This window comes from Nocardia testacea NBRC 100365, from assembly GCF_000308775.1.
Classification (GTDB): Bacteria; Actinomycetota; Actinomycetes; order Mycobacteriales; family Mycobacteriaceae; genus Nocardia; species Nocardia testacea.
Genome location: NZ_BAGJ01000272.1, coordinates 49406 through 68473, shown reverse-complemented (window position 1 = coordinate 68473; position 19068 = coordinate 49406). Strand labels below are relative to the sequence as shown.

Here is a 19068-nt window from a genome sequence, read left to right as displayed (position 1 = left end):
AGCGACATGCGCGCTGCAGTCGTCGAAAGTCCCGGCACCACACCCGTCTGCGCGGACTTCCCGGATCCGGAACAGCGGCCCGGCCGGTCGCCGCTGAAACTTCTGGGCGCGGGCCTGCACCACGTCGTCCGGGGGATGGCCGCCGGTCGCCACTACGGCAGCGACCGGGTATATCCCCTCGTGCCCGGCGTCGACGCGGTGGCCCGGACCGCGGACGGGCGGCCGGTCTACACGGGCTTCGCCCGATCGCCCTGGGGGACCATGGCGGAATGGCTGGTCACGCCGTTCGAGGTCGAGTTGCCCGCCGGGGCCGATCCGCTCGCGGTCGCCGCCGGTATGAATCCCGCCCTCTCGGGCTGGATGCCGTTGATCGCCCGGCACGAGGCCGCGGGCGAACTCGGCACCGTGCTGGTACTCGGCGCAACCGGTATGTCCGGCGGGCTGGCAGTGCGGGCGGCGCTGTCCCTCGGTGCGAAGCAGGTGGTCGCGGTCGGGCGCGACCGCGACGCGCTGGAACGACTGCACCGGCCGGACGTGGTCACCGTTGCGCTCGCGCCCGACGCGCCCGACGCCTGGGCGGCCGTCCTCGCCGCGGCTGTCGCCGAGACACGGCCCGGCCTCGTCCTCGACTATGTGTGGGGTCCGGTCGCCGAGGCCGCCTTCGCGGCACTGGGGGAGTCCGGCCCGCAGGACGACAGCGCGGCGGTCGACTATGTGCAGATCGGTTCGCTCGCCGGAGCCGAGGCGGTGCTACCCGCGTCACTTCTGCGCAGCCGGCGCATCCGGATCAGCGGCAGTGGTAAGGGCTCGGTGTCGAAAGAGCAGATGATCGCCGAGCTCCCCGATATCCTCGCCCGGTTCGCCGATGGCACCTTCGACGCGTCCTACACCGTGTACCCGCTCGGCCGCGTCGGTGACGCCTGGAGGCATCAGGGGCGGACCCGGGCCGTCGTCGTCCCGGACTGAGCGGGATCGTCGAGTGGCCGGGCACGGGCACGACGTCGGCGATCAGTGCGTCGGGCCGACCTGAAAGGCGAGAAGCGCCCCCGCCGATCCACTGTCAGGATCAGCGGGGGCCAGGTGCGTCCCGGCTCGGACGCGAGGAAATCATGATTCGGAATTGGGCCGTATGGGCCATCGCCGCACTCACCGGCGGTGCGTTGCTGCTCGCCGGATGCGGCAGCGAGACCGCCCCCGCGGCCGAAACGGCAACGCCCGCCACCGCGTGCTTCCCGCCGTCGCCGATCGCGGACGCCGAGCTCGCGGTGTTCGCGGACGGACTGAGGTTGCCCGTGGGGGTATCGGTGGTCACCGCTCGGATCTCGACCGGCAGCGACTACCCCGGCCAGACCGGCGTCGCGTTCGATCTCTGCGTGCCCGGCTCGGCGGACGCGGATGCTTTGCGCCCGATAGCGTCCGACATCGCCCGCGCCCTCGGGCCCACCCCGCTCGGTCAGCGCACCTTCGTGCTGTACGTGTCCGACACGGGCCCGGAGTTCAACACCGAGGCCGAGCTCGTGGACCCCAACTACTTGGTGAACCTGTGGAACGGGGAACCCTCACAGGCGGCGGAGAATGAGCGCTGGAAAGTCCTCGGCGGCTGACCGCGCGTCCCGGACGGCCGCCCGTCTTGCCGGTATCGCGCGCAGATAGGTCGAGGGACCGCTGGTCGGGGTCACTCGGGTCGAGAGGCTGTGCGTCGGCCTGCGCCGTGACCGGGGCCCAGGCTCCGCACACTGCCGTGAGGCGGAGATCGAAGAGGACAGGACAGGATCCGGTGCGCCACCGGCTGGTGGTTCCGGAAGGCAGGTCGCCTTCGGTGGTATCGCAGGGGCCGGTGGCCGAACTTGCTGTGACGGCGTCGGATGATAGCGTTCGGACTCGTCGTGATGTGCGAAGGCGGATACAGCCCGTCACTGTGGGAGACCTGTGTGCAAACGGGACTTCCTGCCATATGCCCGTATGTTGTGAAGCATGCGTGACGGCCGTGCGGTGAAGACCCCGCCGGAAGGAGTGAGTTGCCGTATGCGCACCGGTATCGATCCCGATGTGGTGGGATACGGCGACTTCTACAAGGTGTTGACCAGTGTTGTCGTTCCCCGTCCGATTGCCTGGGTGTCCACCCGGTCGGTCACCGGAGTCGACAACCTCGCCCCGCACTCTTTCTTCACGGTGTCGTGTGTCGCGCCGCCGATGGTGCAGTTCACCTCGGTGGGCAAAAAGGATTCGCTGCGCAACGTGCTCGAGACCGGCGAGTTCGTCGTCTGCCTGGCCACCGAGTCGATGTTCGAACAGGTGAATGCCACGGGCACGGATTTTCCCGCCGAGCTGTCGGAGTTCACCGAGATCGGGCTGACACCGGAGCCCAGTGTGACCGTGACGCCACCGCGGGTCGCGGAGTCGCCGGTCGCACTGGAGTGCCGACTCGAACATTCCCTGGAGCTCGGTGACTCGACCGTGGTGATCGGCCGGGTGCTGCATGCAGCGGTCGATACCGATGTGGTGCGCACGGATGCCCGTGGCAACAGTCTCCCCGCGATCGATCGGCTGCGCCCACTGGCGCGTCTGGGTCGCAACGAATGGTCGACGATCGGTGAAGTGCTGGACATCGCCCGCATCCCCTATGCGCGGTGGCCGGGCCGTCCCGATCGCGAACGCTGAGGCTGCGCGCGGCGGCTCGGTATCGCCAACGCGCCGTGACCTGCCTGCGGCGCCGATCTACTCGCGGTCGAACAGGTGACACCGCACGCCCGTATGCGGTTTCGTCACCGAGATCCGGGTGGCCCGCCTCCCGGCTAGGAGAGACGTCCCGGAGGGGCGATCAGCGCCAGGGAGGTGGTGAATCCGGGAGCACCGGATCGGAGTCGATCCAATAAATGGGTGCGGGCCGCTCGATCCGGCCCTGGTCATCGTGTTCGATGACGATATCCCGACCGCGCAGGGCCACCAGCAGGGAGTCGAAGCAGTGGTCGGGGTCTGTGGCCGTGCCCGCATCACTACGGCGGTGCGGCGACCTCGCCGAGATGGCCTGCCGATAGGCGCCCCGGCGCCGTCGTCACGACTTGCGTCGCATCCTCACCTACGCTCCGACATCGAGGTCCTACGACACCGCCCACCACCGCACGGAAGAGAGGGACCCCTCGTGCTCAACACCAGCTCCTGGACCACTCGCCTGACCGCGACCTCCGCGCCCGCAGCGGTGGTATTGATCCGCTTCTACCTCGGCGTGATCTTCGTGTGCGAAGGCATACAGAAATTCCTCTACCCCGAACAGTTGGGCACCGGACGCTTCGACAAGGCCCGGATCCCCGCTGCCGGCTTCTTCGCGCACCTGGACGCCGTCTTCGAAATCGGCTGTGGTGCCCTGATCCTCGCCGGACTGCTCACCCGGGTAGCGGTGATTCCGATGATCGTGAACATGGCCGGGGCGCTACTGATCACCAAACTACCCATCCTGTGGAGCGACGCGCCGCTGTTCAGTAGCGGGTCCGGGTGGTGGGACTTCATCCACGAATCCCGTACCGACCTGGCCATGCTGTGCGGCAGCGTCTTCCTACTGTCCGTCGGCGCCGGCGCCTGGTCACTCGACGCCCGCCTGCGCACGGCATCGGCGACCGCGCGGGCACCTTCACCCTGACCGTCACTCCGTTCGCGGGCCGCGAATGTCATGGCGTGCCGGCAAATAGCGGGCGGTGTTCGCCTTCGGTTATCTGATACGGGCCATCGTCTCCGGCATGTCGGTGGGTGCTGTCAATGCAGGATTCTCGATATCGGCCACGGCAGGACACCCTGCCAGAGCTCCGCCGTCCGCGGACCGATACCGAATGCAACACCGACGGCACCGAATCCAACGGCCACCCGAACACGGGCCCGGAGTACTGGTGGGCCGAGCATTCACCCGGCACCGGCCTGCTCGGCCGGATACCGGTAGATCTGCGTCCCCTGGCCCGATACAGACCTCGCCGCGCCGGCCGGGGCCGACCTGACGAGCTACGCAGGTTCCGTGACCAAGTGACCGTCACCGGCCTCGCCGGGCGGGCCGACGATCCACCTGGCGGCCACCGCCCCACCGACTCATAACAGTCTGCTCGAACCGAGCCAGTGTGCCGGAGTGGCGCGTCATACTTCGGTCATGGGGTTCGAGACTGTGCGGGGGCATTCTCGCAGGGGACGTCCGGGTGGAAGCTACGTCAAGTCGTCCATCCGCTTCACCGACCGGCCCGCGCCGCGGCGGGGTGGCGGGCGGTCGCCGTACTATCCCGGTTCCCGCAGTGCTTCGGTCATGCCCACCCTGTGGGCTCTCGGCGCGCTCTTGGCCGGTGTGATCCTGGTGCTGGTCGTGCTGACCCTCACTCACATGGACACGCCGGATGCCCGCACCGACGCTCCTGTCGTGCCCTCGACGGTGGTACCCGCGAAGCCTGCTGCCCCACCGCCGGCGTGCTTCCCGCTGGCGCCCTGCTGACCGCACGAGACACCGGCCGGATACGCCCGCATGCAGACGCGCCGAGCAGGCGGCTGTCATCGGGTACTTCCGCAGGCCGCGTCTATTGCTCCGGCGAGGTGGTCAAAGGACGACGCGATGCAGGAAGAAGGACATCGGCGGTTGTTTCGTGCACGATGCCGAGAGTCTGCTCGTGCTTGCCGCTCGCGCCGTCGCGGACGCCGTATTCGTCGCGGTCGACACGGGTATTCACTGGGGAATCGCGCTGGGGTGCGCAGTGCTGTTCGGCTCAGCCGGTCGGTGCGTCCTGTCGGGGCCCGGGGCCCGGAGGTGGATACGCTGCCGTAGCCGTTGGATGCCCGGTGCGGTGGAGCCCGCGAGCATTTCGGTGCCGCCTCGGGACGGTTCGGCGGAACCGTTGTCACACACCGCAGCAAGGAGCTCGCAGTAGATCCGCGGGTTCAACCGATAGGGATCGGAGGCCAGGCGGTAGCCGAGAATGCGGCGCAGGCGCGCGAGTTCGGCGCGTACGGTCACCGTCTTGCCGTTGTCGCCGTACAGACCCTCGGCGAGGTCCGCCGCGGTCGAACCCGTCGGGCGTGCCAGCATCAACACCAGCAACTCGCTGTGCCGCGGACTGAGTTCATGTACTACGCCGTCCATCCACAACGCGACCCGGTTGCGGCCCAGCGCGACCACTTGCGGCACCTGCTCGGTGGCGTCCTCGGACAGTGCGTGGACCGCGTACGGTCCGTCCGGCGCCAGCCGTTCCACCACGACCCGGCGACCGCCGGGCAGCACCATCTCACCGTCCCGGACCGGTCCGGGCCACACCGACGGCAGCCAGCCGGGGGGAGCGGCGTAGAGGACCTGGCCGTCCGGTGATATCAGCGCCCCGAGATCACCTGATCGCTGTAGTACTCGATCGAGATAGCGGGTCCGCAGTTCGGCGTCACGGCGTCCGGCCAGCTCACGCAGATGGGCTTCGGCCAGCCGCGCGGCGGCGGTCACCAGCGGCATGGCCAATTTGTTCGTATTGCTCGTCCGGCAGGTCACATCGACGACACCGATCACCGCGCCGCTGCGCGGATCGCGAATCGGTGCGGCCGTACAGGTGAAATCGGCGGCGACCGAGAGATAGTGCTCGGGTCCGCGTACCTGGAAAGCCCGGCCGAGCGCCAGTGCGGTACCTACTCCGTTGGTGCCCGCCTCGGTTTCGTGCCAGCGCGCACCTGGTACGAGATTGGCGCGTTCGGCGGTCCGGCGGGCCGGGGGGTCACCGTGGACCCAGAGGAGATGCCCCTCCGCGTCGCCGCCGAACAGGACATGACCCGGTTCGGTGGCCGCCGCCTCCAGGCTCGCGAACACTACCGGCCACGCCGCGACCAGGCGCCGATCGCGCGGCCCGGATCGGAGTTCGGCGGTGCTGAGCCGCACTTCGGGTAGATGTCGATCCGGATGCAGACCGTGATGCCGGGCCCGGTCCCACGAAGCCCGCACGTCCGGGCGCACCGTCCGACTCTTTCCTGTCCCCACCATGCGCCTGCCTCGGAATAGTGCGATCCGCGCCCGGCGGCGATCACGTTGCCGGTGCGTCCCATGAGGAATAGCACGGAGCGGGAAGGTGGACAAACGCCCGGAACGGCGTTGCAACGTTGCTGCAACCGTGCGGCCGGTGCTGGGCCGGCAGGCGGGGGCCGGTCATTGTGGGAGCCCAACCCACGAACCGGAGGTATCGATGCCGTACCTGGAACTGCCCGACGGAGTGCCGCTGTACTACGAGGACCACGGCTCCGGCCGACCCGTCGTGCTCATCCACGGCTGGACCATGAACTCCACCTTCTGGGCGCAGAATGTGCCCGCCCTTGCCGAGCAGCACCGGGTGATCACGGTCGATCTGCGCGGGCACGGTTCCTCGGGTAAAACCGACGACGGGCATACGCTTGCCCAGTACGCCCGGGATGTGCAGGGCCTGATCACACACCTGGGGCTGGAGCAAATCTCGCTGGCCGGATGGTCGATGGGGGTCGCCGTCGCGCTCGCGTATGTGCAGCAGTTCGGTTGCGCGAACCTGCGTTCGGTCGTGTTCATCGACCAGTCGCCGCGTTTTCTGGACGGTCCGGACTGGCAATTCCCGTTGCAGGGCGGCTATTCGGACAATGACCTGGCGCTGTTCGTCCAAACCGTCCGGCACGCCCGCCCGCTGGTGATCAAGCCGTTCATCGCGGCGTGTTTCGCGCAGACGCCGCCCGAGGACGTGATCGACGCGATCTACGCGGAAACAATGAAGATGTCCACGGCTGCCGCCTGTGCCATCTGGTACGACATGGCCTTCGCCGATTTTCGAGCGGTCCTGCCGGAGGTCGCGGTGCCGGCCCTGCTGGTGTACGGCGCCCAGAGCAAGATCTTCCCCGGCCCGCTCGACGAGTGGATCGCCGCGCAACTGCCCGACGCGACCGTTACACGCTTCGCGGACAGTGGTCACGCCCCGTTCTCCGAGGAGCCCGAGCGGTTCAACCAGGTGCTCGCCGAATTCCTGTGACCCGATCGCGGGCGCGTCGGCGAAACAGCAACCGACCCCGGCCGCACGGACTGCTCGACCTGGCGGCCCGCTGATATTCGACATGGTGGATGCGGCTTCGTCACGACGGGCCGGCAGGTCGCAGCAGTCCGCAACCGGACGGCCTCGATCGATGTCTTGCCACAGACCCCGCCCGACGAGGTGGTGTAGAAGTTGCGTTCGATACCGACGTGGGGCGGTGGGGCTCCGTCGGCGAGGGTGATGTCGAGGACGTTGTAGGTATTGCGTCCATCGTCGTCGGTTCCGTTGCAGTAGTTGCCGGCCCGTCAGGGGCGAAGTTCGAGCCGGATCAGGACTACCTTGCCGGCGGGGCTTCTTGCCATACTGCCCGTATGCGGTGGCTCAGCGGGGCGGTCGTCATCGGTGGCGCCGGGATGGCCGGGTGGGGGTGGTGGCTCGGACAGCGGCAAGGGCTTCGTTTCGTGTTGTACTACGACCCCGAAACGGGCGTGTCCAAGTCGTTGACCACCAATGGGGCCGGTCAATTCCTCTATCCCGTGGTCGCCTTGGCCCTCGCGCTGCTGATGGCAGGAGTGCTCCAGGGCCACCGAGAGGATATCCGCATCGGCCTGGTGGCCTGGCGGGAGCGTCCGGTGGCACTGTCCGTCGGGGCGCTCGGCTGGGCCGCCGCGCCGTGGTGTGCGGTCTTGCTGCTCTTGCTTTTCCGTGATCGGGTGGCGGGCGTGCCGATGGGTAGCAATCTGTCCCACTGGTTGGTGGCCGACCGTCCGTTCTTCTGGTTCTTCGGCTCGCTGAGCACTGCCACATCCGCGTTCCTCCTCGTGACCGGCCCCTGGCTGACGGACCACCTGGGCCGTCTGCTGCGCTACGGGCGTCGGTTCCTGCGGTTGCAGAAGGAGGGAGACCGGGAAGCGCTGTCGCGGGAGGTCCTGAAGCTGGGTGAGGAGATCGCCGAGCGGCCGTACCGGGAAGAGGTACTGCTCGGTCTGCTGCTGCGCATCGATGCGGGCCGCCCTCACGACGAACTCTGGAACAGCGTCCTGCGCACAGTGGACCGAATTCCTCGGCTGGACGAGCCGGGCCGGCTGTTCCGGTTCAGTCCGCTGTGGGAGGTACACGTGAAGATGCGTCTGGTCGTTGCCGATGCCCTGGTGACCGAGTATCACCGCACCCAGGCGAGTCCGCACTTGGACACGGCCTTGCGGGTCCTGGAGGGACTCCACCGCCGCACCCCGGTTCTCGCCGGGCGCGATGCGCGTGCCGCGATCGCGCTGACCCTCGCCTGGGCTCTGGGATTGCGGCACACACGAGACCCCGCCGCCGACGACGCCGATCTCGTCCGGGCCCTCGCTTTGGCCGAGCATGCCGCCGTCGTGCTTCCGGCGGAGACTGCGGGTGGGGTCCTCGGCCGGCTTCTGGTCAAGCAATACGAGCGGCAGGCGGATGTGGCCACGCTGTCGCGTGCAATCGACGCACTCCGGTCGGCCGGTCCGTCGTCCGCGCTGATCTGGGCGCTGGTGCTCCGGCACCGCGCGGTGGCGAACGGCAGCGATCTGACGGAGGCCGCCGCGACGGCCCGGGACCTGGCTGCCGAGGGTACGGATGCCGCAGAAGGCCTGACGATGTTGCTGGTCACCGCCGTCCAGGAGCCGACGTGGCAGGACGGGCCGGAGCGTGCGCTGGTGGCGGACCTGCTGGACACGGTGGACGCAATGCCGGATGTGTCCTTTCCCTTGAACGTCGTGTCCGCCCTGTTCCGAGCCGTTCTCGCCCTGGACGGAGACCACGAGTCGGTTCTCTCCTACTACGAGCGTGCCCTGATGCTGACCGAACAGTCCGCCTCCCTCGGGTTGAGCCTTCATGACCGGAAAGTGGTGCTGGGCACCCAGGCTCTGTCACCACCATCGGTCGCGGACATCGCGCTGTCCATGGGCCAGGTCGGCCGGGCCGTGGAATTGCTGGAGCTGAGCCGGACCGTCATCTGGTCGCAGACCCGCCGATTGCGCCGGACCGAAGCGCCAGGCGCAGCGTCGGCCCGGCTGGCGGAACTGCGCAGTGAGCTGGACAGGCCCGGCTATTCCGGCGCGGAAGGCCGCGATGTGTTGTCCGGGTACCGCGCGGCCACGGCGCGTGCCGAGCTGGCCGCCGAATGGGAAAGGGTAACAGCCGAACACGGTCAAGGCCGGCGGATGAGCTTCTCCGACCTGCGGGAGGCGGCCCGCGGCGGGCCCGTCGTCATCGTCAACATCAGCGATACAGGCTGCGCCGCGATCGTCGTATCGGCCGATCGTGATCCGGTACGAGTAGGGCTGCCCCTGGCGGACCATGCCGAACTGGCCGCGCGGGCCGGCGGTCTGCTCACCCCCACCATCAGGGGTATGAATGCCCTCGCCCTGGCCCGCCTCCTCTGGGACACCGTCGCCGCTCCTGTTCTCGAGGCGGTCGAGCCGTATCTTGGCCCGGACCGCCGGGTCTGGTGGTGCCCGACCGGCCCGTTGGCCGCCATTCCCCTGCACTTGGCAGGCCACCACGATCAGAAGCACGGCCCCGCACTGATCGACCATGTCGTCTCCTCTTATACCCCCAGCCTGTGGGCATTACGAGACGCCCACCGGGCCGGGTCGGATGTCGTCATTCCCACCCGGCCTCCGTCGATGCTGGTCGCCTCGCTGCGCAAGACCCCCGGCATGCCCGAACTCGAGCACGCCGAGGAGGAGGCGGCGATCGTCTCGGCCCGGTTCCCCGCAGCCAGGACCCTGGGTGAGCAGGAGCTCACCGTCGCCGCGGCACGGGCCGCGCTGTCCGAATACCCTTGGGTTCACTTCGCCTGCCACGGCGACGAGAGCGGCCTGATCCTGCACGACGGGCCTCTCGGCCTGGACGAACTGGCGAATATGAACCTGACCGGTGAGCGGCTGGCATTCCTGTCGGCCTGTGTCTCTGCGCTCCCGGACGCGCGGGCGGCGGACGAGGTACTCCATCCGGCCGCGGCGTTCCACCTGAACGGTTTCTCCCACGTGATCGGGACCATGTGGCAGATCAACAGCGCGGATGGGCCCACGGTCGCCGACGACTTCTACCGCAGAGTGCTGACCGGGAGATGCGGCCCCGCAGTGGCACTCCATCACGCGCAGCGCCGGCTGCGCGAAAAATACCGGGCCGACCCCGCCCGCTGGGCCCCCTTCGTGCATATCGGTCCCTGAAATAGCCAGTGCTGGTGCAGAGTTGACGTATGCCCTCCTTTTTCCGGCGACGAGCCCGCCAGGACGAACCCGCCTCCGCCCCGCCGCCTCCCGCCGAGTCGAGCGCGCCGCCGCAGGACCCCACACTGGCTCACGCCTGGTTCTGCGAGCGACTACCGCTATTGCGCGCCGAAGCGGACAGATACGGCTGGCGGCCGGAGCTGGAAGCCCAGGTGACGGCTGTACGGGACGGGCGACCTGCCACCGAGGCGCTGGCGGCCCTGCTGCTGGACGCCTCCGGCACGGTGCGCGGGTCCGGCGAATTGCCCCTGCGGGACGTATGGGACTCGCGTCCGATCGGGCAGCGCTTCCATTGTCCGCGTGCCCTCTGTCCACCGCGTGGTCGTGACCAGGACGCGCGCGAGCCGTGGTGTCACCTCGACGACCGTCCGCTGCAGCCCGCCACCTACCGACTCGACCCCTAGGCGGCGCGCGTCATGGACGGCCTTCTCACCGGCCTGGGCTCCAAGTTCGCCGAGCGGTGGATCACTCTGCTCGCACTACCCGGCCTCCTTTTCGCACTGACGCTGGCGCTGTCCTGGTGGCTGCACTCGCTCGGCGCGGCGCATGCCCTCGACCCGGCCTTGCTCAGCGGCCGACTGGATCAGGCGCCGCCCCGATGGTTGGCGAGCACCCCACACCGGCTGGTGCTCGCCGCCCTGGTGACGCTCACCGCGGCAGCCTCGGCCGGCATTGCTGCGGAATTGAGCCGTCTCATCGCCCGGCTGTGGCTGGGACGTGGCGTGCTGAGCGGCAAGCTGCTGGGCCGCGCCCGCCGCCGACGGATCCGGCAGGCCGAAAACGCGGCCCCGCCAGACCATCACGCCGGTTACCTCCCCGAACGGGCGACCCGCATCGGAGACCACCTGCTGCTTGCCGAGAAGCGGGTGGACGCCCAGTATCAGGTGGCGCTGGTCCGGGTCTGGCCCCGGTTGTGGCACCTGTGTGACGACAGCCAACGCGTCCCCGTCCAGCTTGCCTGGGACCGGTACACCGCGGCCTCGGTGCGGGCCGCATGGTCCCTCGGTTACTTGGCTCTGGGACTACTGTGGTGGCCGGCCGCCACAGTCGGAGCCGCTCTCTACCTTTCGGCCTGGATCGCCGCTCGCCGCGCGGCCGCCGAACTCGGTCTCCTCGTCGAAGCGTTGACCGACGTCAAACTCCCGGAGCTGGCCTCGGCCCTGGGAGTACCACTGCCGCACGGCCGGTTCACCCGGGCCGACAGCCACGCCGTCGAAAGCATCCTGGACAAAGGCACGTTCCTCCCCGGGCCCTCGACCGGCACCTCCCAGGCATGCTCGGGTGGCGTGCCGGCGGGGCCCTGATCCGGAATGTGGGGTCCAGTTGAGCGAAGACCGGCCTACCGGCATATGGTGCTGCCTGTTGTCGTGGAGCTCCTCCCGTTCGAGAAGCACGCTCCCGGCCAGGTGATCACCACCCCCAGTCGCGCGAACCCCGGGCCTGCTGTTCCCGGCGCGCAACGGCCCGCTGCGCAACCCCCAACAACTTCGGCCGCACCTGGCGTGCTGCTAGCGGCGAGAACCTCGCCTGGGTCACGCCCGCGCCCCTTCGGAAGGGCGCGGCGACCGCCGTCGACCATGCCTACGTCGGGCCCGAGCGCGCGGCCCGTCAGCTCGGCAATACTCGCGCGGTGGTCAAGGCTCACTACATCGATATCCCCGAGACCGTGCCCGAAAATCGGGAGGTTCTGGAGCGCTGGGCGCGGGGCCGGTAGGGGCGAAAACGTGAGATTTTTGTGAGATCGTGCGGGAAACGCTCAGGTCACTACAACAAGAAAACCCCTCCGGCCGCTGGTCAGGAGGGGTTTTCTTTGTCGGGCTGACAGGATTTGAACCTGCGACCACTTGACCCCCAGTCAAGTGCGCTACCAAACTGCGCCACAGCCCGTTGCGCCGTGTGTTCCGGCGCTCGATGAGATTACCTCAGAGGTGTTCGAGAGAGGAAATCGGCTGCTCGAGCGGGGTGTTGTTGGTTTTCCATCCGCTCATCGGCCGCGTGCCGCGCACCACGAGTTCGGCTCGGGCGTACTGCGGCCGCAGTCGGTCGCCACCGACAGTGGTGTCCGGCCGGGGGCCGTTCGACCGACCGATGGGTACCCCCGTGGCCGACGTCACCCGCCTGGTGGAATAGCTCCCCGGCTGTCCCTGTTGAACCCCGTGTCGGCGTCCGGACAGCCCCGGGCCTCACCCCTTTGTCGCTACGAGCGACCACTCGCCGAGAGGCGCTTGTGGGACGCCGACATCCCGACCGAACGCCGCTGGGCCGCACGCCCGGCGGCGTTTCGCTGTCCGCTGCCGGTATCGCACCTCGTCCGGTCGAAACACCGGCCCGAGCCGTTGCTCTGCCGTGCCGGTTGCCCCACTGGAGTGCGGGTCGGGCCGGGCATATCCTGGCGCGTGCAGCTGGTTCATCTCGCGCCGCGTAAGAGGCGTGGGATGTCGAAGCCCGACGTGCGATATCGGTGATGCCGCACGGCGGGGTGAGAGGGAACCCGGTGGGAATCCGGGACTGTCCCGCAGCGGTGAGCGGGAGCGACCGCCGTCACATGCACTGGGCTGGGGCCCGGGAAGCGACGGCGTGGTAGTAGCAGCCCGGGTGCGGACCCGGGTCGGCCGAGTGTGGTCGGTGCCCGTGAGTCCGAAGACCTGCCGGTTGTGCCGGGCACGCCGTGTCCGGCGGCTGTCGCCTCGTGGATCGGGCGTTACGCCGGCGTTCCACGTATCCGGCCGGGTGCGGTGGGTCGCGCGCGTTCGCAGGGGTGGTGGTCGTTGGTGCTACCGATGGAGTGTGCGCTGTGCCGGCGTCGTCGAAGTTGTTCCGCGCGAACGCGAACGCGCCGCCGTGGCTCCGCGCACAGGAGGACGGGTGGGTGCTGTCGGCCCGGGCTCGCTGTCGTTTTCGTGCGGACCGCCGTATCGGACGGTTCGATGTCTGTCAGTCGTCCTGCGAGGAAAGGTGCCGGCGGTGGAGAAGATGTACGGCGGGGGGCGGTTGCGTGCGCTGCGTGAGCAGCGGGGGCTGTCCCAGTCCGGGTTGGCGAAGGCGCTCGGGTTGTCGGTGAGCTACGTGAACCAGCTGGAGAACGATCAGCGGCCGCTGACGGTGCCGGTGCTGATGCGCCTGACCTCGACCTTCGATCTGGAGGTGGGGTTCTTCGCACCGGAGACCGATGCGCGGCTGCTCGCCGATCTGCACGAAGTGTTCGCCGAGGATCCGGAGACGGCCGCGGTGACCAGTAGCGAACTCGACGATCTGCTGAGCCGGGCGCCGACGGCGGCGCGGCTGCTGATCAGCCAGCACCGGCGACTGCGCACGGCCGACGAGCAGGTGGAACACCTCACTGCCGGGATCGACGGTCCGGCCGCGGCGCCGCGGGCCGCGATGCCTTATGAGGATGTGCGGGACTACTTCTACGACCGGCGCAATCACATTCCGGCTCTGGATACCGCGGCGGAGGAGTTGTTCGTCCGGAGCGGGTTCACGCTGGGCGGGCTGGATCTGCAGCTGGCGCGGCTGCTGCGCGACGAGTTCGGGGTGGCCGTGCGGATCCGGTCGGAAGATCCGGGCCGGCCGGGACCCAAACGCGTCTACGATCCGCGGGCCCGCATCCTCACTCTGGCGCGGCGTCTCACCGCCGGGCAGCGTGCGTTCCAGCTGGCCACGCAGCTGGCCTTCCTGAGCCAGTCGGAGGTGCTCGACGAGCTGCTCGAGGAGACCGGGACGCTGCCGGCGGAGTCGCTGCGGTTGCTGCGGATCGGGCTGGCCAACTATTTCGCCGGTGCGCTGATCCTGCCCTATGGGCGTTTCCTGGATGCGGCCGAGCGGTTGCGCTACGACATCGACCTGCTCTCCGCGCAATTCGAGGTCGGGTTCGAGACGGTCTGCCATCGGCTGTCGACGCTGCAGCGGCGCGGGCAACGCGGCGTGCCGTTCTTCTTCGTCCGCACCGATCGGGCGGGAAATATCTCCAAACGGCAGTCCGCCACGGCCTTTCATTTCTCGCGGGTCGGGGGGAGTTGTCCGCTGTGGGTGGTGCACGACGCCTTCGCGACCCCGGGCCGGATCCGCACGCAGATCGCCGAGATGCCCGATGGGCGCACTTATCTCTGGCTGGCGCGCACCACCGGGGAGAGCAACCCCGGCTATCTCGCGCCCGCCCGGCATTTCGCTGTCGGACTCGGCTGTGACCTCACCTTCGCGGAGAAGCTCGTCTACTCGCACGGGCTGCCCGTGCACGATGCGGCGGTTGCTGTCCCGATCGGCGCCGGCTGCCGGGTCTGTGAACGCACCGCGTGCGCGCAACGGGCGTTCCCGCAGATCGGTCGTCCGCTCGCGGCGGACGAGAATCGTCCGGCGAACACTCCCTACGCACCGGCGAGCACCGGTCGTTGAGGTGGCTGCCCCGTAGAACAACCGGCGGTGGTCGTCGGGGTGGCGAAGGTTTGCACGGTCTGCCGGGAACGGGCGTCGGGTCGGGCGAAAGGCCGTGGGCCGCGCGGCCGGTGCCCGGGAATCGATGGATGGGCGCCGCTCGGGCGGCAGTGACCCAGGCAGCGGTCCAGGTCTGGCGCGGGGACAGGTAGCGCCAGTCCCCGCCGCCGGCCCGGCAGGGCCGACTGCCCTTCGGCAACGACGGGATCAGGGATCTGTGGATGCCATGCGGGGACGGCGTATGATGCGCCGGATCAGCACTTGGCCATAACGGCCCGTCGGCGTCCGCGTTGCGGCCGGCCGCGGCCGTGCGGTGCGGGGGATCTGCGGCGGCGTGGCTCCGGGGAGGGTGGCGTGGTGGCTCCGCCGGCGACCGCGGGCACGGGCTCTTCCACCATCGTCGGCACTGTCTCCTGTCTGTTCATGCGCCGAGCCGGCGACACCGGCGCTGTGAAATCTCCGATGGAATTCCGGGCCGGTTCTCGTACATTTCCGAATGGCTACAGAAACGGTTCGGACTCAATTCTCGATCTCGGGAATTCAGGAATTGTCGAGAACTTTTGTAGATATTCTCGGCGGGCGAGGCACATCCTTTCGGGCTGCTGAATCAGATGTTTCTCGTCTTGCTCTGCTGGTGTGCCGGACGTGAGCTCGGGCCCCTACGGGCGGCGACGGCGCAGGTCCGGGCGCCTATAGGGATTACGCAACTTCCGCAAATTCGCAGAATCGGTTCTGCACAATTCGCTTTCTGCAACCCATTTTCCCGATCCCGAAGCCTCGGTAGCGTGCGAATCGAGCGAATTACATCGATCGCCTGGAGGCCCAACCGTGAAGAATCATCTCGTCCGTACCCACCGTTCCGCGGAACATTTCCCTCGCGAGCAACATCTCGCGTGGCGGATCGCCGAGGTGGCGACCGATCCGGTGGAGGTCGCTCCGGAGATCGCGGAGATGATCGTCAACCGGATCATCGACAATGCGGCCGTCGCCGCGGCAGCACTGAGCCGGCGCCCGGTCGCCACCGCCAGGGACCAGGCGTTGGCGCACCCCTACCGGCCGGGGGCGACCGTTTTCGGCGTGGAGGGCCGGTTCTCGCCGGAGTGGGCGGCGTGGGCCAATGGGGTGGCGGTACGGGAGCTCGATTTTCACGACACTTTCCTGGCCGCGGAATACTCGCACCCGGGCGACAATATTCCCGCGATCCTGGCGGTCGCCCAGCATGCCGGACGCACCGGCCGGGACCTGCTGCGTGGCCTGGCGACCGGCTACGAGATCCAGATCGACCTGGCGCGTTCGATCTGCCTGCACGAGCACAAGATCGATCATGTGGCCCACCTCGGTCCGTCGGCCGCGGCCGGTATCGGCACGCTGCTCGGACTCGAGACCGAGACCGTCTACCAGGCAATCGGCCAGGCCCTGCACACCACCACCGCGACCCGTCAGTCGCGGAAGGGCGAGATCTCGAGCTGGAAGGCCTACGCGCCCGCGTTCGCCGGGAAGATGGCGGTGGAGGCCGTCGATCGCGCCCTGCGCGGGGAGGGTGCGCCCGCCCCGATCTGGGAGGGTGAGGACGGGGTGATCGCCTGGTTGCTCGGGGGACCGGAGGCCGAGTATTCGGTGCCGTTGCCGGGCCCGGGGGAGCCCAAGCGGGCGATTCTCGAGTCCTACACCAAGGAGCATTCCGCGGAGTACCAGAGCCAGGCGCCGATCGATCTCGCCCGCCGGATGCGCGAGCGGATCGGCGATCTTGACCAGATCGCCTCCATCGTGCTGCACACCAGCCACCACACCCATGTGGTCATCGGCACCGGATCCGGCGACCCGCAGAAATTCGACCCGCGGGCGTCGCGGGAAACGCTGGACCACTCGGTGCCCTATATCTTCGCCGTGGCTCTGCAGGACGGCACCTGGCACCACGAGCGGTCCTATGCGCCCGAACGCGCGCAGCGTCCCGACACCATGGAGCTGTGGCGCAAGATCTCCACCGCCGAGGATCCGGAATGGACCCGGCGCTACCACTCCACCGATCCGCGCGAGAAAGCGTTCGGCGCCCGCGCCGAGGTCACCCTGAAGAGCGGGGAGGTGATTGTCGGCGAACTCGCCGTGGCCGACGCCCACCCGCTCGGCGCGCGGCCCTTCGGTCGCGAACGGTACCTCGCGAAATTCCGGGCCCTCGCCGAAGGCGTCCTCGAGCCGGCCGAACAGGACCGGTTTCTCGAGGTGGCGCAGCGCGCGGGGGAGCTGTCCGCCGACGAGTTGCCGCAGCTGAGTTTCACCGTATCGCCGGATGTGCTCGCCCGCGCGCCGCGCTCCCCGAAGGGACTGTTCCGATGACCGGTCTGCTCGCGGCGTCGACGTCGGCGGCGGACAAACGTGCCGCGTTCCGTGCCGGTCTGGCCTCCGGGCGGATCCAGCGTTTCCCCGGCGCCTTCAACCCGCTGGTGGCGGCGCTGATCCAGGAGATCGGCTTCGAGGGTGTGTACATCTCGGGCGCGGTGCTCTCCGCCGAACTGCGACTGCCGGATATCGGACTCACCACGCTCACCGAGGTGGCGGGGCGGGGGCAGCAGATCGCCCGGGTCACCGATCTGCCGGTCCTCATCGATGCCGATACCGGTTTCGGTGAGCCGATGAGCGCCGCCCGGACGGTCACCGTCCTGGAGGATGCCGGGGTCGCCGGCTGCCATCTCGAGGATCAGGTCAACCCGAAGCGCTGCGGTCACCTCGACGGCAAAGCGGTGGTGCCGACCGGTGAAATGGTCCGCCGGCTGCGCGCCGCCGTGTCGGTCCGCCGTGATCCGGACTTCGTGATCTGCGCGCGTACCGACGCCGCGGGGATCGAAGGGATCGACGCGGCGATCGAGCGGGCGAGGGCCTACGCCGATGCCGGCGCGGACCTGATCTTCACCGAGGCATTGCGCACGCCCGCGGAATTCGAGCGATTCCGCGCCGCGGTGACCACTCCGTTGCTGGCCAATATGACCGAGTTCGGCAGATCCGAGCCGATCCCGGCCGCCACCCTCGAATCGATCGGCTACAACGTGGTCATCTATCCGGTTTCCACGCTGCGCCTGGCGATGTACGCCGCGGAGGCGGGCCTGCGCGAGATCTACGCCACGGGCACGCAGTCCGGCCTGCTGGACCGTATGCAGCCCCGCAGCCGGCTCTACGACCTGCTGCGGTACCAGCGTTACAACGAATTCGACTCGGACATATTCGATTTCACTCTGGGAAAGGACCAGTGATGAGCACAGCGTCGCTCGGCGATCCGATAGGGGCCGGGGCCGCGATACCGACCGTCCACAAGGGGTTGGCGGGCGTCGTCGTCGACACCACCGCGATCTCGATGGTGGTGCCGGAAACCAACTCGCTCACCTACCGCGGGTACGCGGTGCAGGATCTGGCCGCCCACTGCAGTTTCGAGGAGGTCGCGCACCTGCTCTGGTACGGCGAACTGCCCACCGACGCCGAGCTGGAACGGTTCCGGCAACGGGAACGGGCCGCGCGCCGCGCCGACCGCTCGTTGCTGTCGCTGGTGGCGAAGTTGCCGGACACCTGCCACCCCATGGATGTCGTGCGGACCGCCATCAGTTACCTCGGCGCCGAGGACCCCGCCGAGGAGGACAATTCGGCGCGGGCCAATCGCGCCAAGGCGCTGCGGATGTTCGCGGTGCTGCCGACGATCGTCGCGGCCGATCACCGCCGCCGCCACGGCCTCGACCCGATCGCGCCGCATTCCCACCTCGGCTACGCCGAGAACTTCCTGCGCATGTGCTTCGGGACGGTGCCCGCGCGGGAACTGGTCCGGGCGTTCGAGGTCTCGCTGATCCTCTATGCCGAGCACAGTTTCAACGCCTCCACGTTCGCCGCCCGCGTGGTCACCTCCACGCTCTCGGATATCTACAGTGCCGTCACCGCCGCCATCGGTGCGCTCAAAGGCCCCCTGCACGGCGGCGCCAACGAGGCCGTCATGCAGCACATGATCGAGATCGGTGATCCGGCGCTGGCCGGGCAGTGGTTGCGCGACAAGCTGGCGAGGAAGGAGAAAGTGATGGGCTTCGGTCACCGGGTCTACAAGAACGGTGACTCCCGGGTGCCCACCATGAAACAGGCCTTCCTGGATATCGCCGCGGCCACCGATGGGCAGCGGTGGGTGCGTATGTACGAGGCCCTCGAGCGCGCCATGGGCGAGGCCACCGGGATCGAGCCGAATCTCGACTTCCCGACCGGCCCCGCCTACCACCTGCTCGGCTTCGATATCGAGGTGTTCACGCCGATATTCGTCATGAGCCGGATCACCGGGTGGACCGCCCACATCATCGAACAGGGCGAATCCAATGCGTTGATCCGGCCGCTGAGCGAATACGTGGGCGTCGCGCAACGCCCGG

At 68.6% G+C, this 19068-nt stretch carries 14 protein-coding genes, 1 tRNA gene, 1 pseudogene and 1 riboswitch; of the genes and pseudogenes, 13 read left to right on the top strand and 3 right to left on the bottom strand.

Going from position 1 to position 19068, the window contains the following annotated elements; translation table 11 throughout:
• Positions 1-6 precede the first annotated feature (6 nt).
• From ON38_RS31725 to ON38_RS31700, 5 genes are all read left to right on the top strand, one after another.
• On the top strand, positions 7-966 hold the full coding sequence (locus tag ON38_RS31725; protein WP_039828875.1) for an oxidoreductase: 960 nt from the start codon (positions 7-9) through the stop codon (positions 964-966).
• Between the two features lie 143 nt (positions 967-1109).
• The gene (locus tag ON38_RS31720; protein ID WP_039828873.1) at positions 1110-1604 is read left to right on the top strand and encodes a hypothetical protein; all 495 of its coding nucleotides are present in this window, start codon (positions 1110-1112) and stop codon (positions 1602-1604) included.
• Positions 1605-2025: 421 nt separating this feature from the next.
• Positions 2026-2661 (top strand): flavin reductase family protein, encoded by a 636-nt coding sequence (locus ON38_RS31715; protein ID WP_039828872.1) that lies wholly within the window; start codon positions 2026-2028, stop codon positions 2659-2661.
• Positions 2662-3142: 481 nt separating this feature from the next.
• Positions 3143-3637: a DoxX family protein gene (locus ON38_RS31710; protein ID WP_083873263.1), complete on the top strand. Its 495-nt coding sequence runs from the start codon at positions 3143-3145 to the stop codon at positions 3635-3637.
• A 645-nt stretch (positions 3638-4282) separates the two neighbouring features.
• On the top strand, positions 4283-4465 hold the full coding sequence (locus ON38_RS31700) for a hypothetical protein (protein ID WP_039828870.1): 183 nt from the start codon (positions 4283-4285) through the stop codon (positions 4463-4465).
• A gap of 82 nt (positions 4466-4547) precedes the next feature.
• On the opposite strand, the gene ON38_RS36545 is transcribed toward ON38_RS31700, so the two are convergent.
• Positions 4548-4697 (bottom strand): hypothetical protein, encoded by a 150-nt coding sequence (locus tag ON38_RS36545; RefSeq protein ID WP_157182028.1) that lies wholly within the window; start codon positions 4695-4697, stop codon positions 4548-4550.
• Positions 4694-5983: a helix-turn-helix domain-containing protein gene (locus tag ON38_RS31695; RefSeq protein ID WP_506330623.1), complete on the bottom strand. Its 1290-nt coding sequence runs from the start codon at positions 5981-5983 to the stop codon at positions 4694-4696. The genes ON38_RS36545 and ON38_RS31695 overlap by 4 nt, the downstream gene beginning before the upstream one ends.
• Before the next feature lie 199 nt (positions 5984-6182).
• Here ON38_RS31695 and ON38_RS31690 point away from each other — a divergent pair, with 199 nt between their 5' ends.
• From ON38_RS31690 to ON38_RS34520, 4 genes are all read left to right on the top strand, one after another.
• On the top strand, positions 6183-6986 hold the full coding sequence (locus ON38_RS31690) for an alpha/beta fold hydrolase (protein ID WP_039828869.1): 804 nt from the start codon (positions 6183-6185) through the stop codon (positions 6984-6986).
• 371 nt (positions 6987-7357) lie between these two features.
• Positions 7358-10189 carry a CHAT domain-containing protein gene (locus ON38_RS31685; protein ID WP_039828867.1) on the top strand — a complete coding sequence of 944 codons (2832 nt, stop codon included), beginning with the start codon at positions 7358-7360 and terminating at the stop codon, positions 10187-10189.
• A gap of 29 nt (positions 10190-10218) precedes the next feature.
• Positions 10219-10653, top strand: coding sequence for a hypothetical protein (locus tag ON38_RS31680; protein ID WP_157182026.1), 435 nt, complete (start codon positions 10219-10221; stop codon positions 10651-10653).
• A 12-nt stretch (positions 10654-10665) separates the two neighbouring features.
• Entirely contained in the window at positions 10666-11553 is an 888-nt protein-coding gene (locus ON38_RS34520) for a hypothetical protein (protein WP_051165536.1), read from the top strand.
• A 509-nt stretch (positions 11554-12062) separates the two neighbouring features.
• On the opposite strand, the gene ON38_RS31670 is transcribed toward ON38_RS34520, so the two are convergent.
• A tRNA-Pro gene (locus ON38_RS31670) sits at positions 12063-12136 on the bottom strand.
• Positions 12137-12691: 555 nt separating this feature from the next.
• A riboswitch (cobalamin riboswitch) is annotated at positions 12692-12916 on the top strand.
• Positions 12917-13213: 297 nt separating this feature from the next.
• Here ON38_RS31670 and ON38_RS31660 point away from each other — a divergent pair.
• From ON38_RS31660 to ON38_RS31645, 4 genes and pseudogenes are all read left to right on the top strand, one after another.
• Positions 13214-14641, top strand: a complete 1428-nt coding sequence (locus tag ON38_RS31660; protein ID WP_174372478.1) for a short-chain fatty acyl-CoA regulator family protein — start codon at positions 13214-13216, stop codon at positions 14639-14641.
• A gap of 867 nt (positions 14642-15508) precedes the next feature.
• Positions 15509-17014 carry a 2-methylcitrate dehydratase PrpD gene (gene prpD, locus ON38_RS31655; RefSeq protein WP_039828862.1) on the top strand — a complete coding sequence of 502 codons (1506 nt, stop codon included), beginning with the start codon at positions 15509-15511 and terminating at the stop codon, positions 17012-17014.
• Positions 17011-17925, top strand: coding sequence for a methylisocitrate lyase (prpB, locus tag ON38_RS31650; protein ID WP_039828861.1), 915 nt, complete (start codon positions 17011-17013; stop codon positions 17923-17925). The genes prpD and prpB overlap by 4 nt, the downstream gene beginning before the upstream one ends.
• Positions 17925-19064, top strand: a pseudogene (locus tag ON38_RS31645) (bifunctional 2-methylcitrate synthase/citrate synthase); the annotation flags it as partial. The gene prpB and the pseudogene ON38_RS31645, both read left to right, overlap by 1 nt.
• Positions 19065-19068 lie beyond the last annotated feature (4 nt).